The 25,199-nt window shown below is 64.7% G+C and carries 26 protein-coding genes; 12 read left to right on the plus strand and 14 right to left on the minus strand.

Annotated elements, in window-relative coordinates:
- Positions 1 to 46: 46 nt before the first annotated feature.
- On the plus strand, positions 47 to 487 hold the full coding sequence (locus L0F51_RS17550; protein ID WP_234630481.1) for a GFA family protein: 441 nt from the start codon (positions 47 to 49) through the stop codon (positions 485 to 487).
- A 693-nt stretch (positions 488 to 1,180) separates the two neighbouring features.
- Here the strand turns inward: L0F51_RS17550 and L0F51_RS17555 are convergent.
- Complete coding sequence (locus tag L0F51_RS17555; RefSeq protein ID WP_234630482.1) at positions 1,181 to 2,035, minus strand: VOC family protein; 855 nt, start codon at positions 2,033 to 2,035, stop codon at positions 1,181 to 1,183.
- 162 nt (positions 2,036 to 2,197) lie between these two features.
- On the opposite strand from L0F51_RS17555, the gene L0F51_RS17560 reads away from it, so the two are divergent.
- Complete coding sequence (locus L0F51_RS17560) at positions 2,198 to 3,133, plus strand: LysR family transcriptional regulator (protein WP_234630483.1); 936 nt, start codon at positions 2,198 to 2,200, stop codon at positions 3,131 to 3,133.
- 290 nt (positions 3,134 to 3,423) lie between these two features.
- Here L0F51_RS17560 and L0F51_RS17565 read toward each other — a convergent pair whose 3' ends face one another.
- The 5 genes from L0F51_RS17565 to L0F51_RS17585 form a co-directional block, all read right to left on the minus strand.
- Positions 3,424 to 4,008: an isochorismatase family protein gene (locus tag L0F51_RS17565; RefSeq protein WP_234630484.1), complete on the minus strand. Its 585-nt coding sequence runs from the start codon at positions 4,006 to 4,008 to the stop codon at positions 3,424 to 3,426.
- A 5-nt stretch (positions 4,009 to 4,013) separates the two neighbouring features.
- Positions 4,014 to 5,006, minus strand: a complete 993-nt coding sequence (locus tag L0F51_RS17570; protein ID WP_234630485.1) for an aldo/keto reductase — start codon at positions 5,004 to 5,006, stop codon at positions 4,014 to 4,016.
- Complete coding sequence (locus L0F51_RS17575; RefSeq protein WP_234630486.1) at positions 5,003 to 5,881, minus strand: aldo/keto reductase; 879 nt, start codon at positions 5,879 to 5,881, stop codon at positions 5,003 to 5,005. The genes L0F51_RS17570 and L0F51_RS17575 overlap by 4 nt, the downstream gene beginning before the upstream one ends.
- Positions 5,882 to 5,953: 72 nt before the next feature.
- The gene (locus L0F51_RS17580) at positions 5,954 to 6,202 is read right to left on the minus strand and encodes a tautomerase family protein (RefSeq protein ID WP_234630487.1); all 249 of its coding nucleotides are present in this window, start codon (positions 6,200 to 6,202) and stop codon (positions 5,954 to 5,956) included.
- A gap of 4 nt (positions 6,203 to 6,206) precedes the next feature.
- Positions 6,207 to 6,617, minus strand: a complete 411-nt coding sequence (locus L0F51_RS17585; protein ID WP_234630806.1) for a cupin domain-containing protein — start codon at positions 6,615 to 6,617, stop codon at positions 6,207 to 6,209.
- A gap of 217 nt (positions 6,618 to 6,834) precedes the next feature.
- Here L0F51_RS17585 and L0F51_RS17590 point away from each other — a divergent pair, with 217 nt between their 5' ends.
- Complete coding sequence (locus L0F51_RS17590; RefSeq protein ID WP_234630488.1) at positions 6,835 to 7,740, plus strand: LysR family transcriptional regulator; 906 nt, start codon at positions 6,835 to 6,837, stop codon at positions 7,738 to 7,740.
- Positions 7,741 to 8,230: 490 nt separating this feature from the next.
- A complete protein-coding gene (locus L0F51_RS17595) occupies positions 8,231 to 9,229 on the plus strand; it encodes an SMI1/KNR4 family protein (RefSeq protein ID WP_234630489.1) in 999 nt (332 codons plus the stop codon).
- Positions 9,230 to 9,450: 221 nt separating this feature from the next.
- Here the strand turns inward: L0F51_RS17595 and L0F51_RS17600 are convergent, their stop codons facing one another.
- The 3 genes from L0F51_RS17600 to L0F51_RS17610 all read right to left on the minus strand — a co-directional run bounded on the left by L0F51_RS17600 (position 9,451) and on the right by L0F51_RS17610 (position 12,301).
- The gene (locus L0F51_RS17600; protein ID WP_234630807.1) at positions 9,451 to 10,215 is read right to left on the minus strand and encodes an ABC transporter ATP-binding protein; all 765 of its coding nucleotides are present in this window, start codon (positions 10,213 to 10,215) and stop codon (positions 9,451 to 9,453) included.
- Between the two features lie 5 nt (positions 10,216 to 10,220).
- Positions 10,221 to 11,201, minus strand: coding sequence for an iron ABC transporter permease (locus tag L0F51_RS17605; protein ID WP_234630808.1), 981 nt, complete (start codon positions 11,199 to 11,201; stop codon positions 10,221 to 10,223).
- Between the two features lie 92 nt (positions 11,202 to 11,293).
- A complete protein-coding gene (locus tag L0F51_RS17610; protein WP_370642445.1) occupies positions 11,294 to 12,301 on the minus strand; it encodes an ABC transporter substrate-binding protein in 1,008 nt (335 codons plus the stop codon).
- A 531-nt stretch (positions 12,302 to 12,832) separates the two neighbouring features.
- On the opposite strand from L0F51_RS17610, the gene L0F51_RS17615 reads away from it, so the two are divergent.
- Positions 12,833 to 14,197, plus strand: a complete 1,365-nt coding sequence (locus tag L0F51_RS17615) for an HD domain-containing protein (protein ID WP_234630490.1) — start codon at positions 12,833 to 12,835, stop codon at positions 14,195 to 14,197.
- Between the two features lie 3 nt (positions 14,198 to 14,200).
- Positions 14,201 to 14,716, plus strand: coding sequence for a hypothetical protein (locus L0F51_RS17620; RefSeq protein WP_234630491.1), 516 nt, complete (start codon positions 14,201 to 14,203; stop codon positions 14,714 to 14,716).
- A 496-nt stretch (positions 14,717 to 15,212) separates the two neighbouring features.
- On the opposite strand, the gene L0F51_RS17625 is transcribed toward L0F51_RS17620, so the two are convergent.
- Both L0F51_RS17625 and L0F51_RS17630 read right to left on the minus strand, forming a co-directional pair.
- Positions 15,213 to 16,283, minus strand: coding sequence for a serine hydrolase (locus L0F51_RS17625; RefSeq protein ID WP_234630492.1), 1,071 nt, complete (start codon positions 16,281 to 16,283; stop codon positions 15,213 to 15,215).
- Positions 16,284 to 16,451: 168 nt separating this feature from the next.
- Positions 16,452 to 16,871 carry a hypothetical protein gene (locus L0F51_RS17630; RefSeq protein WP_234630493.1) on the minus strand — a complete coding sequence of 140 codons (420 nt, stop codon included), beginning with the start codon at positions 16,869 to 16,871 and terminating at the stop codon, positions 16,452 to 16,454.
- A gap of 118 nt (positions 16,872 to 16,989) precedes the next feature.
- Here L0F51_RS17630 and L0F51_RS17635 point away from each other — a divergent pair, with 118 nt between their 5' ends.
- Positions 16,990 to 17,589, plus strand: a complete 600-nt coding sequence (locus L0F51_RS17635; RefSeq protein ID WP_234630494.1) for a DUF2975 domain-containing protein — start codon at positions 16,990 to 16,992, stop codon at positions 17,587 to 17,589.
- Positions 17,590 to 17,603: 14 nt separating this feature from the next.
- Positions 17,604 to 17,825, plus strand: coding sequence for a helix-turn-helix transcriptional regulator (locus tag L0F51_RS17640; protein ID WP_234630495.1), 222 nt, complete (start codon positions 17,604 to 17,606; stop codon positions 17,823 to 17,825).
- A gap of 81 nt (positions 17,826 to 17,906) precedes the next feature.
- On the opposite strand, the gene L0F51_RS17645 is transcribed toward L0F51_RS17640, so the two are convergent.
- Entirely contained in the window at positions 17,907 to 18,752 is an 846-nt protein-coding gene (locus L0F51_RS17645) for an oxidoreductase (RefSeq protein ID WP_234630496.1), read from the minus strand.
- Positions 18,753 to 18,800: 48 nt separating this feature from the next.
- Here L0F51_RS17645 and L0F51_RS17650 point away from each other — a divergent pair, with 48 nt between their 5' ends.
- Together L0F51_RS17650 and L0F51_RS17655 are read left to right on the plus strand one after the other, a co-directional pair.
- A complete protein-coding gene (locus L0F51_RS17650; RefSeq protein WP_234630497.1) occupies positions 18,801 to 19,520 on the plus strand; it encodes a TetR/AcrR family transcriptional regulator in 720 nt (239 codons plus the stop codon).
- A 65-nt stretch (positions 19,521 to 19,585) separates the two neighbouring features.
- Positions 19,586 to 19,885 (plus strand): hypothetical protein, encoded by a 300-nt coding sequence (locus tag L0F51_RS17655; RefSeq protein WP_234630498.1) that lies wholly within the window; start codon positions 19,586 to 19,588, stop codon positions 19,883 to 19,885.
- Here the strand turns inward: L0F51_RS17655 and L0F51_RS17660 are convergent.
- Positions 19,882 to 21,519 carry a hypothetical protein gene (locus tag L0F51_RS17660; RefSeq protein ID WP_234630499.1) on the minus strand — a complete coding sequence of 546 codons (1,638 nt, stop codon included), beginning with the start codon at positions 21,517 to 21,519 and terminating at the stop codon, positions 19,882 to 19,884. The two genes, L0F51_RS17655 and L0F51_RS17660, sit on opposite strands and share 4 nt — an antisense overlap.
- A gap of 181 nt (positions 21,520 to 21,700) precedes the next feature.
- Complete coding sequence (locus L0F51_RS17665; protein ID WP_234630500.1) at positions 21,701 to 22,360, minus strand: haloacid dehalogenase type II; 660 nt, start codon at positions 22,358 to 22,360, stop codon at positions 21,701 to 21,703.
- A 310-nt stretch (positions 22,361 to 22,670) separates the two neighbouring features.
- On the opposite strand from L0F51_RS17665, the gene L0F51_RS17670 reads away from it, so the two are divergent.
- Both L0F51_RS17670 and L0F51_RS17675 read left to right on the plus strand, forming a co-directional pair.
- Entirely contained in the window at positions 22,671 to 23,525 is an 855-nt protein-coding gene (locus L0F51_RS17670) for a branched-chain amino acid aminotransferase (protein WP_234630501.1), read from the plus strand.
- Positions 23,526 to 23,625: 100 nt separating this feature from the next.
- Positions 23,626 to 23,976 (plus strand): hypothetical protein, encoded by a 351-nt coding sequence (locus L0F51_RS17675; protein ID WP_234630502.1) that lies wholly within the window; start codon positions 23,626 to 23,628, stop codon positions 23,974 to 23,976.
- The last annotated feature ends 1,223 nt before the right edge of the window (positions 23,977 to 25,199 follow it).

Consider the following 25,199-nt stretch of genomic DNA (forward strand, 5'->3'; position numbering starts at 1 on the left):
TCGCTCGCAAACCTCGCGCCGATACACGGCTTTTGGAGATCAGATCATGGCGTCGGAACGGGTGATCCGGAGCGGGCAGTGCCATTGCGGGGCGGTGCGTTTTGAGGCGGAGCTTGTCGATGATCTTGCGACGGCGCGGCGGTGCACCTGCTCTTTTTGCCGGATGCGGGGTGCGGTCGCCGTCTCGGCGGTGACGGGCGGTGTCCGGATTCTTCAGGGCGAGGCGTTTTTGACGCGTTATCGCTTCAACACTGGCACGGCGGAGCATTTTTTCTGTTCGCGCTGTGGGATCTACACGCACCATCAGCGCCGCTCCAACCCGCTTCAGTACGGCGTCAACGTCGCGTGTCTTCAGGGGCTGAGCCCGTTCGATTTCGCCGAGGTGCCGGTCACGGACGGCGTCGAGCATCCCTCCGACACCGGTCGGCCGTCGCGCCTCGCCGGCGTTTTGCGCTTCATTCCCGCGGAAGACGACGCGACGTCGTGAACGGGCGGCGAGCGAGATGAGAACTGACGCTGCGGCCTGACGGGGCCTCGGCGACCCCCCACCCACCGCGCCGGACGGCGCGTCGACCTCCCCACAAGGGGGAGGTGGGAGCGTGCGGCGCGGCCTTGCTGGAGAAGTGGGCGCCGAAGGGGGTGGAGTGGCGCCCGGACCGCGAGGGCGGCGGGAATGGATTTGAGAGTGGCACGGGTTTGAGCGTGGCACGGCCGTCCCCCTCCCCCTTGTGGGGAGGGGTTAGGGGTGGGGGTCCGCTAAGAAAACCGGCGCTGGGTGGTTGGAACGAATTCGGCGACCCCCACCCGCCGCTCCTGGCGGAGCGTCGACCTCCCCACAAGGGGGAGGTGGGAGTGCGCGGCGCGGCCTTGCTGGAGAAGTGGGCGGCGAGGAGGGTGGAGTGGCGCCCGGACCGCGAAGACGGCGGGAATGGATCCGCGTGCCTGGATTTGAGGGCGGCCCGGATATGAGAGCGGGCCCAGAGTTCAGAGGGGGCACGGGTTTGAGAGTGGCACGGACGTCCCCCTCCCCCTTGTGGGGAGGGGTTAGGGGTGGGGGTCCGCTGGAAGAAACAACGTCTGAGATCTGACGGGGCCTCAGCGGCCCCCACCCGCCGCTCCTGGCGGCGCGTCGACCTCCCCACAAGGGGGAGGTGGGCGTGTGCGGCGCGGCCTTTCGGGGTTATGCGGCGGCGGCGTTTGCGGGGCGGGGGTGGATGGCGATGCGGTTGCCCCAAGGGTCGGTGAAAGAGCGGTCGGTGAAAGAGGGGGCGGTGAAAGAGGGATCGGTGACGGTTTTTGCGCCGAGGCGGGCGGCTGCCTCCGGGGTTGCGGCGAGGGCGAGTTCGCTGAGGCCGGCCGCATCCGGGCTGCGCCGGCCGGCGCCGCGGCTGTTCCAGACATTGGTGCCGATGTGATGGTGGTAGCCGCCGGTTGAAAAGAAGCGCGCGGCGGGAAGCTCCGAGACGAGGTCGAAGCCGAGCTCGCCGGCATAAAAGGCTTCGGCCGCCGCGAGATCGCCGACCTGCAGATGCACGTGGCCGATGACGGTGCCGTCGGGCGCGCCGGACCAGCGGCCGGGGGCCTGGAGGAGGCTTTGGACGTCGAGCCGCAGCGTGTCCATCACGATCATCTGGCCCTCGAAGGTCCAGTCGGTGCGGGGCCGGTCGGCGTAGATCTCGATGCCGTTGCCTTCGGGGTCCCGGAGATAGACGGCCTCGGAGACGAGATGGTCGGAGGCGCCTTCGAGCCGTCCGCCGGCCTCGCCGAAATGCCGGAGCCAGCGGCCGAGATCGTCACGATGGGGGAGGAGGAAGGCCGTGTGGAAGAGGCCGGCCTCGAAGGGCAGGGAGCGCGCCTGCGCGTCGCGGCGGAGCTCGATCAGCGGCCGGTCGCCCTCGCCGAGGAGGCGGCTTTCGCCGTCGCCGGCGATTTTTTCAAGCCCTATGACGCGCTCATAGAAATCGCCGACCGTGTCGAGATCGCGGACGGTGAGGGCAATGTGGTCGATGGAAAGCGGGGCGTTGCTGGTCGCCATGAAACATCTCCTTGGGGCGCGCCGCGGAAGGGCGCGCCGGGTAATGGTGCGCGTGCTGGGGGGCGCGTGCTGGGTGCGCGTTCATGGACGGAATTTAGGGCGGGCGGTCTGTCGCGATAACGGGCTTGATGGGCGAATGACTGTCGCCGTATTGTGGACAATATGGATTATGCGGACGGGATCCGAAGCTTTGTCGCCGTGGTCGAGACGGGCTCCTTCACGGCGGCCGGAGAGCGGCTCGGCATCTCCAACAAGCTTGTCAGCAAATATGTCGCCGCGCTCGAAGAAAGGCTCGGGCGCGCGCTCCTCTACCGCACGACCCGCTCCGTCTCGCTGACGGAGGATGGCGAGCGCTGGCTGCCCTATGCGCGAAACGTGCTGGATTCGCTGGAGGCGGCGGATGCGGCGCTGATCGACAGCGACACCGGGCTCGCCGGGCGGCTGCGCATCACCTCCGGCACGACCTTCGGCGAATTGTGCCTGGCGGACGCCGCCCAGACCTTCATCGACACCTATCCCGGAATGCGTGTCGATCTCGTTCTGTCGGACGAGATGACGGATCTCGTCGCGGGCGGGTTCGACCTTGCGGTGCGCATCAGCGTGCCGCGGGATTCAAGCTACAGGATGCTGCGCATCGGGGCGATCACGTCGCAGATCGCGGCAAGCCCCGCCTATCTCGAAGCACATGGCACGCCGCGCCATCCCGACGATCTCGCCGATCACCAGGCGATCCTCGATTTGAACGACGACCCGCCGCGGCGCTGGCGTTTTCGCGACGGCAAGAAAGAGAAGGTTGTGGAGGTGGCGGGGCGGCTTGCCGTCAACAGCGCCTCGGCGGCGATCCGCCAGGCGATCGCCGGGCACGGGCTGGTGCGTGCGCCCGATATCTTTCTCTCACCGCATCTCGCGCGCGGCGATCTCGTGACGGTGCTCGATGCGTTTTCGGGAGGCGGGATGGCCGGCGGGATGGCCGGCGGTATGGGGGGCGCGCGCGCGATCCATCTCCTGACCGCACCGAGCGCCTTCCGCTCCGACAAGGTCGCGGCCTTTGCGTCCGTGCTCCGACAGCATCTCGACCGGCTGAGGGGGCGGGCGTGAGCGGAGAGGTGCGTCGTGCGCCGCGGCCTTGCTGGAGAAGCGGGTGCCGAAGGGGGGCGTTGCGGGGCAGGCTGTGCGAAAACTGTCCGTCACGGATCGTGGTCAGCTTCCGACCAAAATACGTTGTTGGTCGAACGACGAGGCAATGGCTGCTTTTGCCACAACCCGTCATGCGGCGATCGCCGCAGAGCGGGGGAACTTCGCGCCTCGTTCTCGGTCATGTGATCTCCTGGCGTGATCGGGAGCCGACGTGCGGCGGCGGCGGTGCCGCAGCCGCTGGCACGTCGCTGTCAGTCTTCGATCCGTATGCCCATCAGGCGATGCACGATCGCGAACACGTTCTTGCCGGGCGGCGCGGCGAAATCGGGCGCGGCCGTCATTAGAATGTCGGCAACAGAGGTGACGATCGCTCCCGCTCCTTCGATCCGGCGCAACGCGGCCGTTTCGGTTCGGTCGCTACGAGCCCCGCAGGCGTCGAGCGCCACGACGGCGCGATAGCCAGACTCGATTGCGTCGAGTACGGCGAACTGGACCACCGCCTCGGCGGAGTAGGCGGCAAGAACGAGCGTGCGCCGGCCGGTTGCTTCGAGCGCGGCGACGAACGCGTCGTCGCCGAACGGGCTCGCACAACGCCGCGTAAATACGCGATCCTCCGTTGCCCGGGAGGCAAGTTCGGGCAGCGGGATCGCCGGGCCGCCGTCCTCGGGCACCACGCTGAACAGGAGCGGCCAGCCGAGCAGTTCCGCCGCGCCGGCAAGCGCGGCGGCGCCGGCTGCGATCATCACAGGCGGGTTGGTCCGGCTGTTGCGGACCAGCGCCGGCTGCAGGTCGGCGAACAGCACGACCGCGTCGGCTGGATCGACGGTGCGAGTCAACGCGGTCACCAGGCGTAGGCCATGGGCGCCTCGCCGCCGGGGCCGGGCCAAATCTCGTCGAGGCGCTTCAGCGTGTCCTCCGACAGCGTGACGTCCAGCGCGGCGATGTTGTCGCGCAGCTGGTCGAGCGTGCGCGGGCCGGTGATCGCTGCGGTGACGACCGGATTGTGGAGCAGCCACGCCAGCGCCACGTGCTGGGGTTCGGCCCCGATCTCGCGGCAGAGTGCCTCGTACTGCTCGACCTGCGGGCGTAGCTTCTCGAGCTGCTGGGTCAGCCTGTCGCTCGACCGGCGGCCCTCGTCGTGCTTGGCCAGGATGCCGGTCAGCAACCCTTGGCCGACCGGGCTCCACGGGATCAGCCCGATGCCGAGCGCACGCAGCGCGGGGACCATCTCCAGCTCGATAGTCCGCTGGGTCAGGTTGTAGAGGCTCTGCTCCGACGCGAGGCCAAGCAGTCCGCGCTTCTCCGCCTCGTACTGCGCCTGCACGATATTCCACGCGGCGAAGTTGCTGGAGCCGACATAGGTGATCTTCCCCTCTCGGATCAGCTGCTCCATCGCCTGCCACACCTCGGCCCAGGGCGTGTCGGGGTCGACATGGTGCATCTGATAGAGGTCGATGTGATCGGTGCCGAGCCGCTCCAGGCTCGCCTCGCACGCGCGGCGGATGCGGTAGGCGGAGAGATACTTGTCGTTCGGCCCGGTTTCCATCGGCTGATAGACCTTGGTCGCCAGCACGATCCGGTCGCGCTTGCCGCTTTTCGCCAGCCAGCGGCCGATGATCTCCTCGGAAATGCCGTAGCCCTTTTCCATGTCGGGCTTCTGCGGCCCGCCATAGACGTCGGCGGTGTCGAAGTGGTTGATTCCGGCGTCCAACGCCTCGTCCATGATGCGGAAGGCCGTGGCCTCGTCGGTCAACTCGCCGAAGTTCATGGTGCCGAGGATCAGCGGGCTGACCCGGAGGCCGGTGCGGCCGAGATGGCGATAGTTCATGGTCATGCCTCCCCGGTCTGACGCTTCTTGCCGAACACGGGGAAGGCGGACGCCTCCCCGTAATTGTCGCTCGCGTCGATCGCCTTAAGCGTCGCCATGTCGTCGTCGGAGATAACGAAGTCGACCGCGGCGTTGCTGCGCAGGTGCTGCGGATTGCTGCTCTTGGGCAGCGGCAGGAGCCCCAGCTGGAGGCAGTAGCGGATGCCGAGCTGCGCGACGCCGACGTCGTAGCGATCGGCGATCCGGCGCAGCTCCGGATGGTCGAGGATCGCGCCGTGGCCGACGGGCGAATAGGCCTCGACCAGCATGCCCTTGTCGCGGCTGTAGTCGATCAAGTCGAACGGCGTGTTGCCGACATGCGCGAGGACCTGATTGACCATCGGCGCGACGCTGCCGTTCTCTGTTAGGTTGTCGAGATCGGCGCGTTCGAAGTTCGACACGCCGATCGCGCGCAGCTTGCCGGCCTTGTGCGCCTCTTCCATCGCGCGCCACGCCGCCAGATTGCCCTCGTCGAACCGCTCGCCCTGGCGAAACTCGGCCCAGGGCTGGGGGCTGTGGATCAGCATCAGGTCGATGTGGTCGAAACCGAGCGTGGTGAGCGACCCGTCGATGCGCGCCTTCGCCTCGTCATAGCTCTTGGCCTCGGCGACCAGCTTGGTCGTAACGAACAGTTCGTCGCGCGCAACGCCGCTGGCGCGCACCGCCTCGCCAACGCCACGTTCGTTCTCATAGGCCTGGGCGGTGTCAATATGGCGGTAACCTGCGTCGATGGCTGCACGGACCACCTGTCCGACGGCATCGTCGTCGATGCGCCAGGTGCCGAGCCCTAGCTTCGGGATCTGAACGCCGTTCGACAGGGTGTAGGTTTCTTGGAGAATCATGGTCTGTCTCGCTTGATGCTCGGCGACGACCGCAGCCGGTCGCGCGTGCCGATTGAAGGGGGATGGCTGGCCTCAGGACCTTGCTTGCCCTGGGCGCGGGCCATAGCCCGGCTCCTTGGCGAGCTGGTCCCACTTGCCGAGGATGTCGGGCTTGAAGACCTGCTCGGTCCAATCGGCCGACGCGACCTCCTCGAAGCCGACCGACACCGCGTCGTCGCCATAGCCGAGGATGCCGGTCACATCGCGCGTGATGGCGTCGGCAAGCAGCCGCTTCTGGTCGTCCGACTTGCCGGGCCAGAGCTTCACGATAACGTGCGGCACCGGATCACTCCTTGCCGAGTGGCGACATATACTGCTCGTCGCTCACCTTCTCCATCCAAGTCACGTTCTTGCCGTCGATCGATTCCTGGATCGCGACGTGCGTCATGCCCTCGTGCGGGGTGGCGCCGTGCCAGTGCTTGTGCTCGGCCGGGCACCACAGCACGTCGCCGGCGTGGAACTCGTACTTCGGGCCGCCCTCGATCTGCGTCCAACCGACACCCTCGGTCACGATCAGCGTCTGCCCGGCCGGATGCGTATGCCATGCGGTGCGGGCGCCGGGCTCGAAGTGGACGATCGCGCCCGTCACCCGCGACGGCGCCTCGCGCTCGAACTGCCCGGTGATGGTCGCTTTGCCGGTGAAGTATTCCGCCGGACCCTCGACCGTCTTCATGTTGTCCTTGCGCTCGATGCTCATGGTGCTGGTTCCTTCCTGCGCGTGCGCCGCGCCTGTTGCCGAGATCAGGACGGCCATCGCCGCTGCTTGGAGCTTGATCATCGTCGGTTCTCCCTCGGGCGGCGCGCCGGAATGGTTGCCGCTACACCTCGGAGATGGGGTGGCGGCCCACCCGGATTAGTATGCGCCTGATGGATGATCTGATGAGCCACGCTCAGCAATGTGCTAGGGCACTAACATGAGCCTGAGCCGTGCCGACTTGGCGGACTTCGCCTATTTCATCGCCATCGCGAAGCATCGCAGCTTCCGAAAGGCCGCCACGGAGATGGGGGTGTCGTCCTCCGCGCTGAGCCATGCCATGACCGCGCTGGAGGAGCGACGCGGGGTTCGGCTGCTCAACCGGACGACGCGAAGCGTGACCCTGACCGCCGCGGGCGAGGAGCTGCAGGCCGGCATCGCAGGTGCGTTGGATGTGATCGGGGAGGCGGCCGAGCGCCTCGACCGCTACCGCGACATGCCCGCCGGACGGATCAGGATCAACGTTCTCGAGGACGCGGTGCCGCTGCTGATCGAGCCGGTCATGCCGGTGTTCGTCGAGCGCTATCCGGAGGTCGAGGTCGATGTCAGCGTCAGCAATCGGTTGATCGACGTGGTCGACAGCGGCTTCGATGCCGGCATTCGCTACGGTGGCACGGTGCCGGAGGACATGATCGCCCAGCGACTGTCGCCCGACATCAAATGGGTCGCCGCCGCTGCGCCTGCCTATTTGGAACGGTTCGGCGAGCCAGCGACGCCTAACGACTTGGCCAACCATCGCTGCGTCCGCATCAAGCTCGGCAACGACCAGCTTTACCCATGGGAGTTCGAGCGCGATGGCGAGGAGTTGGCGATCACCGTGCCGGGTCCGTTGACTGCGGACGCGAGTCACACGGTCTTAGGCTTCGGGATCAGCGGTGCCGGTATCATTTACGGTTCAGAGCCGATGCTGCGACCACACGTCGCGCTAGGTACCCTGCAGATCGTGCTCGCAGAATGGGCTTCAATTGGAAGTGGATTCCACGCCTATTATCCGAGCCGGCGGCAGCTTCCGACCGGGTTGCGACTGTTGATCGACTTGATCCGGGAGCTTCAGCCGCTGAAATGATCGAACGATAAGTTTTATGAGGCGGAAATCGGACCGGAACACCGTTTCCTGTGTCTTCACGGCGTTGCAGCGAAGTGAACCTAAGTCTGCTTATTGTCCTTCGTCGGGCAAAACCCGTTAGTCGGAAATCGGCCCAACTCTAGGAGTTCTGCGCCACCGGTTGGGCAAACGCGAATGACCGCTCCTGAATGGAGCTGCCGTTTGGTATCCCGCTTGGGAATGGCAGCAAAGTCCCATTGTTTGCCTTCCGCGTCCTGACTCGATCCTGCGACCGTTGGTCGAATCTTTGGCAGGAAAAACTGTCTCCATGTGGTCGAAAACGCTAAACTCTCTCGGGCAGAAGGGAGTTCGGATGGGCTTTATCGAAGGCGTAAATCGTGGGCAGGCGGCTCTCCTGCCGCCTTGCGTTGATGACTATGTAGCGCCCGACGGGCCCTACGTTGAGAGATCACGAACCGCGACGGGAGCTCGATGAGATGAGGCCGGGCCGATGCTGACGATTGCCCAATTCGCCGAAGGCGTGATGCGCCACGGGGAGATGACGGTCCTGATTTATGAGCCGCAATCCGTGTGCTACCTGATGAGCGGCCAGCCAGTCTGCGCGAGAATCCACAATCGTGGCGAAACGACACGCGAACTTGCGCTCTCTCTTGTTTCAGCGCGCTTCGGCGAGATCGCCAGAAGCAATGTATCGCTTCCGCCGCGCCGAAGCGCGTATTTTTGGGGCCATCAGCCCGAGCTCGCCGAAGGCGACCGTATCATCCTCACCGTTGAGGCCGACAACCCGAGCGAGAGGCTGACGGCAACCACGACCGTCTACGCCCACGACCGCGCCCGTGTCGGCTCAGAACGGACGTTCCCCGGCGCGAGCGAAGCTGAGATCAGCGCATTCGAGGCGGCGGCGAGGATGCGCTTTTGCGACGACTACCGGGAGTTCCTTTCGACCCGCAACGCGCTTCGGCTGGTCTTCTTCCGCGGGGCGGACTGGCAACCGATCGAAGAGTGGGTCTCGGCGCTGAACAAGGCGGAAGAAAGCCTGCCGGACGAGCTTCAGTTCGAGGACCTCACCGACATCTTAGGCATCGGTACGCCCGATCTGGGCCTCAATCAGCCGGAGCCCGTGCGGGCCGACCCTCGGCTTCAGTTCTACGATCTGAGGCTCTACCCTTACGGCTATCTCCTGGGCGACGATGGGGGCGGCAATCCAGCCGTCCAGGTGCCGAGCGGCAAGCACGCCGGCACGGTGATGAAGATCGACCACGACGTGTCCGGGCTCATGACGGACCTTTTCGAGGAAGATCTCGCGGAGGGGATGCGGGAGGAACTGCCGTTCCAGAGCCTTGATGGTGTCTCCAGTGACGATTGGTGGGACGCGATGATCGAGAACGGGGTCGTGTATCAGACATTCCCGAGCTTCAGCGACTTTCTCGACCGCCACGTTCGCCGGCAGACGGTGCTTATGGAAACGCTATCCCAATTCCGCGTCTGAAAGCTCGGCCTGGGTCGCAGGGCCCGGCACGTGCCCGGGGTCGTCCAAGCTGCTATCGGCGCGCGAGGCGGGTCAGAAACTGCCAATCCCTCTCGAAAGATTTCAGGCCCTCCGAAAGATTTCAGGCATCGGGAGTGGGTATTAAACTGCACTCTTTGTCCGATGAGTGGCTGGTGCTCGCGGGGGAGGCATTCGAATATCGTGCGAGCCTGCCAAACCGCTCATTCGCTGCGAAAGCGGATGTGGGGGCGGCCGGTGTCGTCGGCGGGGCTTACCTCCGCCTTGATGCGGAAGACGTCGCGCAACAGGGGCTCGGTCAGGACGTTCGACGGCAGGTCGCAGGCGACGAGGGCGCCGCCCGCAATCACGGCGATGCGGTCGCAGAACATGGACGCGAGATTGAGATCGTGCAGCGCCACGACGCTGGTGAGGTCGAGATCGCGCACCATGCGCAGGATCTCGATCTGGTGGTGAATGTCGAGATGGTTGGTCGGCTCGTCGAGGAACATGATCGTCGGCGATTGCGCGAGCGCGCGGGCGATATGGACGCGCTGGCGCTCGCCGCCCGACAGCGTCTGCCAGGGCTGGGCGCGACGCTCGGCCATGTCGACGCGCGCGATGGCGGCGGCGACGGCGGCCTCGTCGGCGGGCGACCAGCCGGAAAGGGCCGAGCGATGCGGCGTGCGCCCGAGCTTCACCACGTCGCGCACGCTGAGATTGGTGTCCGATGCCGCACTTTGCTGAACGAAGGCGAGCTGGCGCGCGAGAGCGCGGCGCGACAGGTTTCCGATCTCGCGCCCCTCGATCTCGACTTGTCCCGAACGCGGCCGCTTCAGCCCGGCGAGAAGCCGCAGGAGCGAGGATTTGCCCGAGCCGTTCGGCCCGATGAGCCCGAGCGTCTCGTTCTTTTCGACGCGCAGGGAGACATCGCGCACGATGGTTTTTCGTCCGACGCCCCAGGTCAGATTGTCGGCGCGGATCGTCATGCGCGTCATGTCGTGGGCCGCGCGCGATAGAGGATGATGGCGAAGAACGGCACGCCGACGAGCGCCGTGACGACGCCGATCGGCACCGTCTGCTGCGTGGCGACGACGCGCGAGGCGATATCGGCGAGCACCATGAAGACGGCGCCAAGCGCGGCCGAGGCCGGCAGAAGGCGCAGATGCAGCGGGCCGACGATGTAGCGGGCCGCATGGGGAACGACGAGGCCGACGAAGCCGATCGCGCCGACCATGCTGACGATCGTCGCCGTGATCAGCGCCGTCACCGCGAAGAGAACGAGGCGGATGCGCGCCACGGGCACGCCGAGCGCCGCCGCATCCTCGTCGCCGAAGGTGAAGGCATCGAGCGAGCGGGCCATCCACAAACAGACGGCGAGGCCGAGTGCGATGACGAAGGTGAGAAGCTGAAAATCCGGCCAGCGCACGCCGCCGAAACTGCCGAGAAGCCAGAACATCACGTCGCGCGCCTGCTGGGCGTTGCCCGACGTCGTCACGATGTAGGAGGTGAGGGCGTTGAAGAGCTGCGCTGCCGCGACGCCCGCGAGGATCGTATGGTTCGGGCCGCTGGTGGCGCCGTTGGAGAGAAGCGCGACGAGGGCGAAAGCCGCAAAGGCGCCGGCAAACGCGCCCATCGACAGGGAGAGGCTGCCGGCCCCGATGCCGAGGACGATGACGCAGACGGCGCCGGTCGAAGCGCCCGCGGAGACGCCGAGAACGAAGGGTTCGGCGAGCGGGTTGCGCAGGAGCGCCTGCAGGATGGCGCCGCAGAGCGCGAGACCGGCCCCGGAGAAGGCCGCCACCAGCGCCCGGCTGAGGCGCAGATCCCAGACGACGGATTCCTGAATGGGCGGAATGTCGGCGCCGGTGAGCCCGAGACCGTTGGTGATCGCCAGAACCACCGTCCCGAGCCCGATCCTGAAGTCGCCGATCGTCGTCGCCAGGGCGACCACGAAGGCGAGCGCCACGAGCATGAGCGCGAGGAAGAGGGCGAGCCAGCCCGCCCCGTCTTCCGCGATCTCTGCCAGAGCCCCTTCTTTAGTCTCTGGCGCTGTCTCTGCCGTCGTCACTGGAGGTCAAGCGTCCGCAATTGCTTGGCGACCTCTTCGGCGCCGTAGAGGGTCTGGATGCTCGGATTCATGGCCGCGCCTCTCATGACGACGATGCGGCCCTTTTTGACCGCCTGCATCTGGCTGACGGTCGGGTCGGAGGTCAGATAGGCGATCTTCGCATCCGCCGCGTCGAGCGCCCAGCGCTTGCGATCGACCTGCGAGGCCACGATGACGGTCGGATCGGCGGCCATGATGCCTTCCCATCCGAGCGTCGGCCAGTCGGCTTCCGTCTCGATCGCATTCGAGCCGCCGAGGAGATCGGCGATATAGCCCGACGGGCCGTTGCCGCCGCCGAGATAGGCATCGTCCGCGGGCGACGGGCTGGAGAACCAGAAGACGAAGGTGGGGTTTGCGGGACCGGAGAATTCGGCACGCAACGCCGCCTCGCGCGCCTTCAGATCGGCGATGAGGGCCTCGCCGCGATCGGCGACGTCGAAGATCCGCGCCAGATCGTCGATCTCCTGATAGAGGAGATCCATGGTCCACAGCGCGTCGCGGCTGCCATAGGCGTCGTTGGCGTCGAGCGTCGTCGAACAGGCGCTCGACGCAAGATAGGTCGGGATGCCGAGGCGTTCGAAATCGTCGCGCTTGGCGACCTTGCTGTCCGGCCCGAGGAGCGTCGTCAGCATCGCGGCGACGAAATCCGGCTGTTTCGACAGGACGGATTCGAGCGTCGGAAATTCGACCGTCAGGACATCGACCTCGTCCTTCGCCGCGCGCAGCTCCGGCAGCACCTCGTTCGGCCAGAAGGCGGTGGCGGCCATGCGGTCCTTCAGCCCGAGGAGGAGCATGATCTCGGCGGTGTTCTGCCCGAGCGCGACGGCGCGCTCGGGCGCCTTGTCGAAGGTGATTTCCCGGCCGCAATTTTCGATCGTCAGGGGATAGCTCGTCGCTTCCGCCTGCGCCGACGCGCTGAAGGCGGCCATGAGAACGGCGAGCGAGAGCAGAATCCTGTTCGGCATGTTCGGGTCCATTGTGCACAGGGAAACGTGGCGCCTGCCTATTCGGACATGCTTCAGAAAACAAGACTCTCGCGTTCATGATTTTGTGGGGCGGCGCGGTGGTGGGGGCGCGCCGGGGCCCTGAGCGCGCGTGAGTGCGGACGACCCGGAGCACTATTTCAAGGTCTCCGTCATTGGCTGGGACATGAACATCGGCCGCGATGTCGGGCAAAGCCTGCCGGGCTTTCTCGGCTGCCAGTGGTGAGGGGGCGCGCAAGGGGGCTCGCTTTGATATCGCACCGCTTTCTAGGCTTTGTGGGGACTAAATGAGTTCGCCTGGCCGGAAGCGGGCTGGCCGGCCTGGAGGGAGTGAGGAGGATAGTTGACGCGTAGCCATCTGAGCCTGTGACAATTGCTCAACTCGCGGCGAGGGTGTGACAGAATCAAACTAGGCCCTGGTTGCCACTATCACTTCGAGGGCAGTGTGTACGCGACCGACAGCACCCTGGTACAAGAAAGAGTGCTATTGATTCTCAGTTTTGATGTGTGTGCATGTCTGAAAAACAGCGTCTACGCGACCCAATTCATGGCTTGATCGTTTTTCATAGAGACAACCCTGTCGATCAAGTCGTCTGGCAGCTTATCCAAACAGTTGAGTTTCAAAGGCTGCGTCGTGTGAAGCAACTCGGTGTCTCTGATTTTGTTTTTCCGGGCGCTACTCACACTAGATTTGCACACTCAATCGGGGTTTTTCATAACGCCAGAAATCTAATGGAAGTAGTGAAGCGAGAAGAGGGAAAGCTTGATGAGCGGCGCACACTGGTAACGCTAATTGCAGCCCTTCTTCACGATGTCGGGCACGGCCCTTTCAGCCATACATTTGAGGGTGCTCGTGAATTACTTGCGCAGAGTCGAGGCGACAAAGCGATCGATAAACACGAGAAATTCTCAGCTGCTATTATTCGTGCGCCAGAAGGCCAAATTAGACCGATCCTTGACCGGTGGGATGAGGGCTTGGCCGAAGATGTCGCCAGTTTGATTGAAGCTGAAGACCCCATCGACATTTATCATGCCGTCGTCTCCAGTTCGTTCGATGCCGATCGACTCGATTATCTTGTTCGAGATCGTTACATGACTGGCACCGGGGCGGGATCGATCGACACTGAGTGGCTGATCGACAATCTGACGAAATATGACATTAACGTTTCGCAAGATGATGATGAAGAAGTCCGGACGGTCCCGACGTTTGTTTTCCGAGCGAAGGGGCGGCAAGCGGCAGAAGATTTTCTACTTGCGCGTTATCGCCTCTATTCCCAGGTTTATCTTCATAAAACAACTAGGGGATTCGAGAAAATTCTGTCAGCTATATTTCAGAGGATTGGTAGTGATGACGTCTCGCATAGTCACGTGGGCCTTACGGAGTCCCATCCGCTCTGGCGCTTTTTCCGCATCGGTGGCGAAGAACTATCAACCTATCGCAGGTTGGACGACACCACCGTCTGGGGAGCGATGGAGCAGTTCGCGCATTGTGATGACGAACGAGTGAGTCTGTTGGCAAGGCGGATGCTCAATCGAAGGCGATTGTCTGTCGTTGATGTCTCTGCTGGCTTCGGTCATGACCCGGAACGCATGTTGAACGCAGAGAAACGGCTCGATGACTTCGCGCGGGATCGGCTGGGGATAACCATATTTAAGGACGAGGCGCCCTATAACCTCTACTCCCGAACAGGGGGAGAAATGACGAAGGCCCACAAGATGGTCAGGGTGCTCGCTGGTGATGGCGTCCCGAAGGAGATCACCGATTTTCCTGACACGATCATAAGCAAGGGCCTCGTTCCAAAGCGCAAGCTGTCACGGTACTATTTTTTGGACGAATCAGAGCGTGCGGAGGCCGACAAGGCGATGAGAGGAAGATGAATCATGGCTGATAAAGGTCAGATCCTTGTGCGCGAAGTTATAGAGGCCGCAGGCGGTGAAGTCGTGGGGCGAATTCGCTTGCAGAAAATCGTCTATCTTCTTGAGCAGCTCGGGCTCAAGAGCGGATTTAGCTTCTCCTACTACCATTACGGCCCCTATTCCGAGGGGCTGGCGGAAGCTGTAGAACGGGCGCAATTCTTTGACAAATCCGTCCGGGAGGACACGGGATACACCGCGTATGGAAATCCCTTTAGTATCTATTCAACCTCGAATACTAGCTCGCACGCCGAATTTGTCGGAGCTCTGAAGGCTGACGAAGCCCGACGACTTATCCAGCTTATGAAGGCGGAGCAGTCAGTTGTCATTGAGCTCGCGGCCACTATCCATTGGCTGAAGCATAAGGAGAAGATTACTAACTGGAAAGCTGAACTGAAGAGGCGTAAGGCGTCGAAGGCCGATGACGTAAAGATTCAGCAAGCGGAACGTCTTCTGGATGCGCTTCATCTTGATGTTTCTTAGGCGGGTAAATTTTATTTCTGCCGCGTTGTTAGGATCGCCTGCGCGGGATAGGTGCTAAGAACTGTCCGCTACCACCGTTCATTCGGTGGTCTTGCGATTCCGACTGTCGTCCCTTGTCCCTCCATGCGGGCAAGCTATCCAGCAGAAACGAGCTCGCAGTTGAATGGGCCTTTGGTGGCAACCTCTGTCCACGTCGAATGGGGTCCGGCAGCGCGCTTCGCTAGAGTACTCACATTCGCCCGCCAGAACGCTCCCATTGGCGCCTCACACCCTTTAGCAGGGCTTTCAAATCCAGAAGGACGGCTCCGGAAGGACGGCGGCGGGGAGATCGTGGTCTTCGGTGGGCTGGCCGGCGCGTGTCGCCGGGCGCTCCAGAGCTGCGACTGGGGGAAGGTTGACGTTCCGTGGGGAGGCTTCTCAGTCGCTCCCTCCCGCCTTTTTTGGGGGGGGGCTGGGGGCTCGAGGTGGAAAGGCCGTCGCTGTTGCGAGCGATGACCTATTCGGCAAGCCGACGCTTTGCCTCAGGAACGGCGAAATCGAGAAGGACCTTGAGCGACGTCCGCCAGGCTTCGGGATCATTGTAGCGGCCCGCAAAGGACGCAACGACGAGGCCGGGATCGGGCTGCACGGTCAGCCTCTGGCCCCCGTTTCCGACCGCAATGGCGATAATGCGATCCTTGCCGCCTGCAAGATACCAGAGATAGCCGTACCGCGTCGTTTCGTTGACCTGTGCGCGGGGCTGAAACGAGAGCGCCAGCCAGTCTGAGGGCACGATCTGCTTGCCCTTATAGCGGCCTCCATCGGCGACCATCTGCCCGATCTTCGCCAAGTCCGGCAAGGTCAAGCGCAGCCCTGACGCCGCCGAAGGTTCGCCGTCCGAGCCTGCGATCCATTCAACGTTCTCAATGCCCAAAGGAGCGAAGAGCTTTTCCTTGGCAAAGGCATCGAGTTTCATGGCGGTGCCGGTCTCGATGAGTTTGCCCAAAAGCGCAACCGCTCCACCGCTATAGATCCAGCTTCCCCCCGGCGGCTCGCGGATGGGTTGTTCCAGGACGTAGCGATAGCGGTCAGGCGCCATTTCCATCGCGACTTCGCTGTTGTGGGGGTCGTCGTAGGGCAGGTCTTCGTCCCATTCGAGCCCCATCTGCATGGACAGCGCGTGCCGGACCAGAATCCGGTCTCGTCCTTGTTGTTCAAGAAGGTCGGGGTACTGAGGAAAGTGAGCATAAAGCGGCTCTTCCGGCCCCGGAACCTTGCCCTCGGACAACGCAATTCCATAGAGCAGCCCGACCACGGACTTCGTCACCGAACGCAGATCGTGCAATGTGTCCGGCCCATGGGTCTGGAGCCCAAGCGGCCGGCCCCAGCGTTCGTCCTCGCCGGGGAAGTACACTTCTGCGAGCCTTTCGCCCTTCAAATCCACGATGGCGCCGTGGAGCCCCGGGAGGGCACCGGCCTCGAAGCCGGACCGCAGCTTCTGATCGAGTGACTGAGCGTGAACTGGCAGCAGAGCGCCGATCCATAGGACGGCCGCGGCGAGCGGCAAAATAGCTGACCTCTTGAGCATGCAGAAACGTCGCATCCTCTCCCGCGAAACACAATCGGGCAAAGAAGGGGCGGGCGGGCAAGAATGAAGGGTCTCGGCGCTTGCCATGCCGAGACCGACGATCCGATCCAGTTGCGGCGCCCTTTGGCAGATCTCTGAGAGGGATCTCAGATGGATTTCAGATGAATGTCAGTGGCAGCCGTATTTTTCGACGAGATGGTCGACGATCACGGGGGCGGCCTCCGTCTGCGTCCAGGTGGCGGTGTCGGGCGCGGCCTTCTGGAAAGCGGCGATCAGCTCCTGGGCGCTGAGGCTGCCGGAGATGTCCTGGCACAGGAACGGCTTTTCGCCGGCGGCGAGGCGGGCGCGCTCGGCCGCCGCAAAACCTTCCACGAGCCCGCTCAGATAGGCGACGACCTTGTCGCGGGCCTCCTTGGAGGTGTCCGCCTGCACGAGACCCTGGACGACGGCCGCGACCGTGACCCGCGCCTTGGGGGAGGGCGCGGCCGCGGCGGGAGCAGCACAGGCGAGAGTGGCCAGGCCTGCCGCGAGCGCAAGGCTGAGAGAGCGGCGGCCAAATGACATCGAGACGACCATCGGGAGCTCCATTGATTTGCCGATTCCTCCTTCTATAACAGAAAGAAATTTCTGTAAAACAATAAAATAATCTTGCCGCGCAGGGAAGCCTGCGCTAGAGACGACGCGTCTCTCGTTGCTGGAGGTTTCCATGCAAGCTGATCTCGATGCCTCTCTCGGGCTGGAGCCGGGGCGGCCGCGCGAGGCGGCCTGGCGCATCCGCCTGCTTTGCCGGGCTCTCGCCGCGACCTGCCTGATCGTTGCGGTCACGCTGCCCGCGACGATCCTCTTGATGTGGATGTTTCAGGACGGGGAAACGCTTTATCGCGCCGCCCTTTCGGACCCTTCGGCGCAGATCTCCGCCCATGTGCCGCACGATCTCGCGCTCTGGCAGCGGCTTGCCGGTGCGGCGCTGACGCTTATCCCCGCGGCCATCACGGCCGTGGGGCTTCTCAGGGCGCGGCGGTGTTTCCGCCTCTTTGCCGCCGGCACCTATTTCGACCCGGAGGTGGTGCGCGGGTTGCGCGGATTTGCCGGCATGACGGCGGTTTCCGTGGCGCTCGGGCTTTTGATGCGCGCGCCGGCGAGCGCCGTCATTTCGCTGTCGAACCCGCCGGGCGAGCGCTTCGTGACGCTCGGGCTCGCAAGCGGCGACCTGAGAGATCTCTTCTTTGCCGGCATGGTGTGGGCGATTGCGGCGGTGATGGCGAAGGCGGTCGTTCTCGCCCGCGAAAATGCCGCGTTCGTGTGAGCGGGGCGGGAGGAATGTCGATCGTCGTCACGCTGGATGTCATGCTCGCGATGCGCAAGATGAAGTCGAAGGATCTCGCCGAGGCGGTCGGCATCACCGAGGCGAACCTGTCGCTCCTGAAGCAGGGACGGGTGAAGGGCGTGCGCTTCGAAACGCTGGCCGCCATCTGCCGCGCGCTCGACTGCCAGCCGGGCGATCTCTTGCGATATGACGACGAGGCCGGCCCGGCTGGCTGAGAGGTTTTTCGGGTTTTTGGTCGCCAGGCGGGGCGGCAGCGGGGGAGCCCGGTGCCGCCCGGTCATGCGTGAGACGGCGTTCTAAGCGTCGAAGCTCGTCGAGCGGGAGAGGCCGTCCCAGGCGGCGAGCTCGGCCTGCATGGCCGTCAGCTTCTGCTCGACGAGCCCGAGCGCATCCTCGCCCAGAAACAGGCGCAGGGGCGGGGTCTCGGCCGCGACGAGAGCGAGGAGGGCATCTGCGGCCTTTTTCGGATCGCCCGGCTGGTTGCCGCTCTTGGCCTGGCGGGCGGCGCGGATCGGGTCCATCACCTCGTCATAATCGGCGATGCTGCGCGGTGTGCGGTCCATCGAGCGGCCCGCCCAGTCGGTGCGGAACTGGCCGGGGGCGAGCGCCGTCACGCGGATGCCGAAGCCGGCGAGCTCCTTGCCGAGCGCTTCCGAAATGCCTTCGAGGGCGAATTTGCTGCCGCAGTAAAAGGCGATCCCCGGCATGGTGATGAAGCCGCCCATGGAGGTGACGTTGACGATGTGGCCGCGCCGGCGCTGACGCATGCCGGGGAGCACCGCCTTGATCATGGCGACGGGGCCGAAGACGTTGGCCGCGAACTGGCGCTGAAGATCGTCGATGGAGGATTCTTCGAGCACGCCTTCATGCCCATAGCCGGCATTGTTGACGAGAACATCGACGGGCCCCGCTGCCGTCTCCGCGCCGGCAACGGCATCCGGGATCGCGGCATAATCGGTGACATCGAGGAGGAGGGGATGGGCGCGGCCGGGTGCGGCGGCGGCGAAGCGCTCGCCGTCTTCCGCGCGCCGCACCGTGCCGACGACGCGGTGGCCGGCGGCAAGCGCGCCCTCCGCGAAGGCGCGTCCGAGACCCGAGCTGACGCCGGTGATGAGAAAGGTTTTTGTTGCCATATGGCTCATGCTAGCTCCTGATCTGATCAACAGATTATATCATGATATAATTCCGCCATGCCCCGCCGCAAGTCCACACCCTCCCTCTCCGATGCAAAGGCCGGTCCGGCCGCACCCGCGGCTGCGCCTTCCGGGGCGAGCGCCTCCGGGGCCAAGACGTCCGCGAAACCCCGTCCGAGCGCGACCACCCGCGAGCGCGTGCTCGCGGCGGCCGAGCGACTGCTCGAGAAAGGCGAGCCCGCCTTTTCGATGCGCGAGCTGGCTGCCGAGGCGGGCGTGAGCTTTGCCACGCCCTTCAATCAGTTCGGCAGCAAGGCGGCGATCATGTACGCTTTGTCGGCGGAGCTGATCGCGGCGATGCATGCGCGCCTGGCGGCACGTGAACCGGGGGGCGACGCTGCCGCGCGCATTCTGGCGGCGGTTGCGATCGCCGCCTCCGTGATGCTGGAGCGGCCAGCGGTGAACCGAGTGATCATGGCAACGCTCGGTGCGCCCGAAGGCCATCCGGGGCAGGTTCTGGCGCTGTCGCGCGCCTATTGGGCGCGGGCTCTGGGGGAGGCCGAGGGGTTTTCAGATCCGCGGTTCGCGCGCGAGACCCTGCCCGATCAGCTGGCCTTCACGTTTCGCGGCATCCTGTCTTTCTGGACGGCGGGCGAAATTTCCGACGCGGAGCTTCGTGCCCGCACGGCCCGTGCTGCCGCAGCCTCGCTCCTGGGCTTCGCCGGCCCGGACCTGCACGACACGTTTCTGCGGGTTTTGACGCGTGCGGAGGTGTGAGGGCGCGCGATCGAGGCTCTGCGCCTGAGAGGGAGGACCGCCCGGATCGCCCCCGGGGAAGCGGCATGCATAAGACCCGCACCATGCCGGCCCGCCCGCTCAGAGCTCACCCGCATCCGTGCGCCTCACACCCGCAGCAACGCCTTCAGATCTGGGAGGCCGGCGGCGGGGAGGGCGTGGTCTTCGTCGGCCTGCCCGGCGCGGGCGATCCATGCGGTGCGGAAGCCATCGGCGGTGGCGCCGGCGATGTCCCAGCGGTTCGACGATTGAAACGAGATCGCTTCCGGATAGACGCGGAAATAGGTGGTGGCGAGCTCGCAGGCGCGTTCATCCGTCTTGTCGAGGCGGACGTCGTCGACGGTTAAGGCCCGTCCTCCTCGGCGATAAGTTCGATATCTCGCGCCCGAAGAGCCTTGAGGAGTTTGGCTCCAGGCTTGCTGTTTTCGAGCCCGCTGATCCGCTTGAGATTGGGAACGAGATCGAGATCGTTCGCGGCCTTCGCCGTGACCGGAACGGGGTCGTCTCCGGCTCCGGGGTCCCAGAACGGAAACAGGTGCTCGATGTAGCCCGGACCGCCATCGAGACCGCTCGATTGATGAAGCCTCTCGACCGTCGCGAGAAGGTCGTCGGGGATTGCGAGATCGCGGAAGTATCTGGCGACTTCGGGAATGATGGCATAGCCGTCGTCCTCGACGGAGATCTCGCGCTTGTCGAACTCTTCCGCGAATTCGTGAACATCGAAGCGCGGCCGAAGGTCGTCTCGGCGATACATCAGCTCCTCGATGACGAGAAGCTTGAACCCGAAATCCTTGAAGCGTTTGTCGGCAGGTTTGGGCATCGCAAAGCGCCGCGGTCGCTCGGCATAGGATCGGGCTTCGTCGAGGAGGGTTGCGATGGGCGCGGTGGTGTCCCCGGGCAAAAGCTTGACGACCGTCTGCAGCGCGCGGCGCGTGGTGTGAGACACTGCAACGCGGCGCACGGCCTTGGCGCGCCGCCGGGCGAGCCAGCCGTCGAAATCCTGGCGCACCGCGTCCAGCTCGCGCTCGGACTTGACCAGCCGTTCCTCGTCGTTCGCCTTTTCTTGCGCAGCGGAAAAGCCAAGCGTTCCCCGGTAGGTGTTGGTCTCGATGCGGCGACGTTGGCGCTCCACCTCCTTCGCTAGCCGGTCGATCGTGTCCTCTTGCGTCGTGGGTTCAAGTCCGAGCGCGGCAAGAACGAACTCTTCGACGAAAGGCACGGCACGTTCGCGGGGCCAGGATCGCCCGTCGTAGAGAGCTTTTGCGAGAATCGTCGGCGCCTGCGAATGGCGGGGATCGTCGCGGCGCGCATAAAAGCCGAGCATATCTTGCTGCATCCAACCCATGGCGCCTTCGGACACGCTTCGACGTTCCAGAACATAGAACCGGATGATCTCGGCAAAACGCTCGGCGCTTTCCGGCGCATCCGCCAGCAATGAGAGTGCTGCGATGCTATTCTGCCGCGGAAAGGCGCGGAAAAGCCTGGGTACGCGCAACGCCGCTTCCACGGCCTGCGGCCACGGGCGTCCTCCGAAAGGGCAGTGCCAACTGTAAATGTCGATCATGGCACCCGCGACATCGCCGAGGGTTCCGGTGTGGCGAAGCCGTGGCTTTGGGCACAGCCGCCGGTCGGGCATTTCGAGCGCACGATCGATCCAAGCGAGATGCTCCTCGTGGCGTGCCAAGAGGTGTTCAAAGGCTTCGGCGCGCCGACGCCCGAGAAAGGAACCCGACGAAAAGGCAAGCACGAAGCGATACTGATCGAGTGTGTCGGGCAGGAGCGTCGAAACGCCGTCCTCTTCCTTGAGGAGGGCGTGGACGGCTTGAAAATAGTGGCCGTAAAGCGCGGATATGACGCTCGCGTCCTTGGCAATCAGGTCGTTCAGCTCCGCACGAAGCTGCTGGACCGCATCGAAATCATCCGCGGGTGCGCGTAGGAACGACCGCACCGTCTCAACCAATGCTGCTTCATGATCCGCCAAACCGATCACTCCCCCGATACGCTGTGGTCTGCAAAACGACGATACGGGATACGCGTTGCGAAATCAGGCGCTCTTCCTGTGCTCAGCCTCAGTTTTGCTGTTGGGCGGCGACGAATTCTTCGAAGCGTTGCTGCTCAAGGTCGTTTCGGCCAGCACCGCTCAAACCCGCATCCGCGCGCCTTCACACCCGCAGCAACGCCTTCAGGTCTGGGAGGACGGCGGCGGCGGGGAGGTCGTGGTATTCGTCGGCCTGGCCGGAGCGGTTGATCCACACGGTGCGGAAGCCATAGGCGGTGGCGCCGGCGATGTCCCAGCGGTTCGACGATTGAAACGAGATCGCTTCCGGATAGACGCGGAAATAGGTGGTGGCGAGCTCGTAGGCGCGCTCATCCGTCTTGTAGAGGCGGATGTCGTCGACGGAGAGGACGGCATCGAAGAGGCCGTTGAGCCCGGCGGCCGCGATCGCCGCATCGAGCATGTCGCGCGTGCCGTTGGAGAGAATGGCGAGCTGGCAGCCGGCCGCGCGCAGACGGCTCAACGTCTCCGGCACCTCCGGATAGCAGTCGAGGCTGCGATAGGCGGCAAGAAGCGTCGGCTTCATGGAGGAATCGAGCGCGGGATAGGACTGGAAGGCGTGGTCGAGCGCGGTTTCCGTCAGCGTCCAGAAATCGACGTAGCGCCCCATCAAAGAGCGCACCCAGGAATATTCGAGCTGTTTGGCGCGCCAGTGATGGGAGAGTTTTTCCCAATCCGGCCCGACGGCTTCTGCATGCCGGCGCACGGCCGCATGCACGTCGAAGAGCGTGCCATAGGCATCGAAGACGAAGATCGATGGCTGCATGCGGCTTCCCCTTGTCTCGCGCCCCTTGTCTCGCGCGCCGTCGGCTTTCGGGCGCCAAATCGCCGGCGCGCCCGCATTCCGGGCCCGCCCGCAGATGCCGCCGGCCGGCGGCTTGTGACGAGATAGGGTCTAGCAAGACGGCGGCATTCAGGCTACCGCCAGGAGTTCATATTGGCGGCGACGGGCGTCTTCGCCGCGCCCCGGCCGTGCCGCGAAAGACGTGGCGCAACCTCGTTCAAACGGGGCCGGGACGGGCGTTTTTGAAGGCGCGGGCCGTTCGCCGCAAAAAGCGACAGACGAGAGGCACGACATGGCTGAGTGGTCGAAAACCTGGACCTTTGTGGATGGCGACTGGCATGAGGGGAATGTCCCGCTCATCGGCCCGCGCAGCCATGCCATGTGGCTCGCCTCGATGGTTTTCGACGGGGCGCGGCGCTTTGAAGGCGTGATGCCCGACCTCGAACTGCATTGCGCGCGCGTCAATGCCTCGGCCACGGCCTTGGGGCTCGAGCCGAAGGTCGACGTGGAGACGATGGTGGGGCTCGCCAAAGAGGGCGCCAAGAAATTCGACGACGAGACGGCGCTCTATATCCGCCCGATGTACTGGGCGGAGGAGGGCGGCTTCATGTCGGTGCCGCCGCTCGCCTCGTCGACGCGCTTTTGCATGTGCATCTATGAGACGCCGGTTCTGGAGCCGAAGGGCTTTTCGCTGACGCTTTCGCCCTATCGCCGGCCGACCATCGAATGCGCACCGACGAACGCCAAGGCGGGCGCGCTTTATCCCAACAACGGGCGGGCGATCTTGGAGGCGAAGTCGCGCGGCTTCGACAATGCGCTGGTGCGCGACATGCTGGGCAATGTCGCCGAGACCGGCACCTCCAACATTTTTATGGCGAAGGACGGGGTGGTCTTCACGCCGGCGCCGAACGGCACCTTCTTGAACGGCATCACGCGCCAGCGCGTCATCTATCTTCTGCGCCAGGCGGGCGTGGAGGTGCGCGAACAGGCGCTGACGATCACCGATTTCATGGCGGCCGACGAGATCTTTTCGAGCGGCAATTATTCCAAGGTCGTGCCCGTCAATCGCATCGAGGACCGCGATCTGCAGCCTGGCCCGATCGGCAACCGGGCGCGCGCGCTCTACTGGGAGTGGGCGCACGCCTGAGGCCGCCCCTGCTATTGGCGGCTGTCGTTTGCGACCGGTGTTGGAAGCGGCCGGCCAGAACCCCAGATAAAGCTGACGTCTGTTTTCAAGGGAGTTGTGTATGTCCCGCTTTCTGCCTGCCGCCGTTTCGGCCGCCGCCCTGTCCGGGCTTCTCCTTCTCGGCGGGACGGCGCCGGCCGACGCCACCTGGCTGCGTTTCGACGACGGCGTGGGGACCTGCAAGGCGCTGACGGCGCGCTATGATGCGAAAAGTCTGTGGTTCGGCTGGGTCGCCTCGCAGGGCCAGGGGCCGGCGGGCGGCGAACGCGGCAGCCGCCGCTTCTATGCCGAGGGCTGCTTCCGCACCAAGATCGAATGCCAGCGCTTCGTCAACGAAGGGCTGAGCTTCTCGCGCGGCCGGCTCATCGCCATGCAATGCGAGCCGGGCGTGCCGCCGCGCGCGCTCCGCTGAGGTTTTTTGGGGGCAGACTCCCACTTTTTGGGGGGACCCCCACCCCTAACCCCTCCCCACAAGGGGGAGGGGGACCGTGCGGCTGACGCCGGAGTTTTTGGTGCGCCGCTGCGGGCTTGCGGAGGGGCCGGCCCTCTGCCGGGTCGATCGACCCTCTTCTGGTTCGACCGACCCTCTTCGCGTGCGAGATGTCGTCGTTTTGGCGGGTGGTTCTGCCCGGCGGATGTGCGCTCCCCCACCTCCCCCTTGTGGGGAGGTCGACGCGGCGGCGAAAGCCGCAAGTGTCGGGGGACGGCGCTGATGGCCGTTCTCCGAAGTCAGTTTTTTGGCCCGATTGCAGGTGTTTTGGGCGGACTCCCACTTTTTGGGGGGACCCCCACCCCTAACCCCTCCCCACAAGGGGGAGGGGGACCTTGCGGCTGATGCCGGAGTTTTTTGGTGCGCCGCTGCGGGCTGGCGGAGGGGCCGGCCCTCTGCGGGGTCGATCGGCTCTCTTCTGGTTCGACCGACCCTCTTCGCGTTCGAGATGTCGTCGTTTCGGCGGGTGGTTCTGCCCGGCGGATGGGTGCGCTCCCCCACCTCCCCCTGTGGGGAGGTCGACGCGGCGGCGAAAGCCGCAAGCGTCGGGTGGGGGTGATGGCACTGATGGCCGTTCTCCGAAGTCTGCAGTCGGGAAGGCTCCCACTTTTTGGGGGGACCCCCACCCCTGTCCCCTCCCCACAAGGGGGAGGGGGACCGTGCGGCTGACGCCGGAGTTTCTGGTGGGTCGCTGGGGGCTTGCGGAGGGGCCGGCCCTCTGCGGGGTCGATCGACCCTCTTCTGGTTCGAGCGACCCTCTTCGCGTTCGAGATGTCGTCGTTTCGCCGGGTGGTTCTGCCCGGCGGATGTGCGCTCCCCCACCTCCCCCTTGTGGGGAGGTCGACGCGGCGGCGAAAGCCGCAAGCGTCGGGTGGGGGTGACGGCGCTGATGGTCGTTCTCCGAAGTCAGCAGTCGGGGAGGCTTCCACTTTTTGTGGGGGACCCCCACCCCTGTCCCCTCCCCACAAGGGGGAGGGGGACCGCGCGGGTGATGCCGGAGTTTTTGGTGCGCCGCGGCGGGCTTGCGGAGGGGCCGGCCCTCTGAAGTCAGCACTCGGGCAGACGCCCACTTTTTTGGGGACCCCCACCCCTAACCCCTCCCCACAAGGGGGAGGGGGACCGTGCGGCTGACGCCGGAGTTTCGT

The organism is Afifella sp. H1R (genome assembly GCF_021462425.1).
In the GTDB taxonomy this organism is placed as follows: domain Bacteria; phylum Pseudomonadota; class Alphaproteobacteria; order Rhizobiales; family Afifellaceae; genus Afifella; species Afifella aestuarii.

Bases quoted from the DNA above. Each gene is read 5' to 3' on its own strand.
- L0F51_RS17640 (WP_234630495.1), top strand. From the start codon at position 17,604: ATGTCGATCGTCGTCACGCTGGATGTCATGCTCGCGATGCGCAAGATG.
- L0F51_RS17630 (WP_234630493.1), bottom strand. From the start codon at position 16,871: ATGGAGCTCCCGATGGTCGTCTCGATGTCATTTGGCCGCCGCTCTCTC.
- L0F51_RS17560 (WP_234630483.1), top strand. From the start codon at position 2,198: ATGGATTATGCGGACGGGATCCGAAGCTTTGTCGCCGTGGTCGAGACG.
- L0F51_RS17655 (WP_234630498.1), top strand. From the start codon at position 19,586: ATGCATAAGACCCGCACCATGCCGGCCCGCCCGCTCAGAGCTCACCCG.
- L0F51_RS17665 (WP_234630500.1), bottom strand. From the start codon at position 22,360: ATGCAGCCATCGATCTTCGTCTTCGATGCCTATGGCACGCTCTTCGAC.
- L0F51_RS17675 (WP_234630502.1), top strand. From the start codon at position 23,626: ATGTCCCGCTTTCTGCCTGCCGCCGTTTCGGCCGCCGCCCTGTCCGGG.
- L0F51_RS17650 (WP_234630497.1), top strand. From the start codon at position 18,801: ATGCCCCGCCGCAAGTCCACACCCTCCCTCTCCGATGCAAAGGCCGGT.
- L0F51_RS17575 (WP_234630486.1), bottom strand. From the start codon at position 5,881: ATGATTCTCCAAGAAACCTACACCCTGTCGAACGGCGTTCAGATCCCG.
- L0F51_RS17570 (WP_234630485.1), bottom strand. From the start codon at position 5,006: ATGACCATGAACTATCGCCATCTCGGCCGCACCGGCCTCCGGGTCAGC.
- L0F51_RS17595 (WP_234630489.1), top strand. From the start codon at position 8,231: ATGCTGACGATTGCCCAATTCGCCGAAGGCGTGATGCGCCACGGGGAG.
- L0F51_RS17605 (WP_234630808.1), bottom strand. From the start codon at position 11,201: ATGCTCGTGGCGCTCGCCTTCGTGGTCGCCCTGGCGACGACGATCGGC.
- L0F51_RS17625 (WP_234630492.1), bottom strand. From the start codon at position 16,283: ATGCTCAAGAGGTCAGCTATTTTGCCGCTCGCCGCGGCCGTCCTATGG.
- L0F51_RS17585 (WP_234630806.1), bottom strand. From the start codon at position 6,617: ATGAGCATCGAGCGCAAGGACAACATGAAGACGGTCGAGGGTCCGGCG.
- L0F51_RS17670 (WP_234630501.1), top strand. From the start codon at position 22,671: ATGGCTGAGTGGTCGAAAACCTGGACCTTTGTGGATGGCGACTGGCAT.
- L0F51_RS17550 (WP_234630481.1), top strand. From the start codon at position 47: ATGGCGTCGGAACGGGTGATCCGGAGCGGGCAGTGCCATTGCGGGGCG.
- L0F51_RS17590 (WP_234630488.1), top strand. From the start codon at position 6,835: ATGAGCCTGAGCCGTGCCGACTTGGCGGACTTCGCCTATTTCATCGCC.
- L0F51_RS17610 (WP_370642445.1), bottom strand. From the start codon at position 12,301: ATGCCGAACAGGATTCTGCTCTCGCTCGCCGTTCTCATGGCCGCCTTC.
- L0F51_RS17615 (WP_234630490.1), top strand. From the start codon at position 12,833: ATGTCTGAAAAACAGCGTCTACGCGACCCAATTCATGGCTTGATCGTT.
- L0F51_RS17645 (WP_234630496.1), bottom strand. From the start codon at position 18,752: ATGAGCCATATGGCAACAAAAACCTTTCTCATCACCGGCGTCAGCTCG.
- L0F51_RS17620 (WP_234630491.1), top strand. From the start codon at position 14,201: ATGGCTGATAAAGGTCAGATCCTTGTGCGCGAAGTTATAGAGGCCGCA.
- L0F51_RS17555 (WP_234630482.1), bottom strand. From the start codon at position 2,035: ATGGCGACCAGCAACGCCCCGCTTTCCATCGACCACATTGCCCTCACC.
- L0F51_RS17600 (WP_234630807.1), bottom strand. From the start codon at position 10,215: ATGACGATCCGCGCCGACAATCTGACCTGGGGCGTCGGACGAAAAACC.
- L0F51_RS17635 (WP_234630494.1), top strand. From the start codon at position 16,990: ATGCAAGCTGATCTCGATGCCTCTCTCGGGCTGGAGCCGGGGCGGCCG.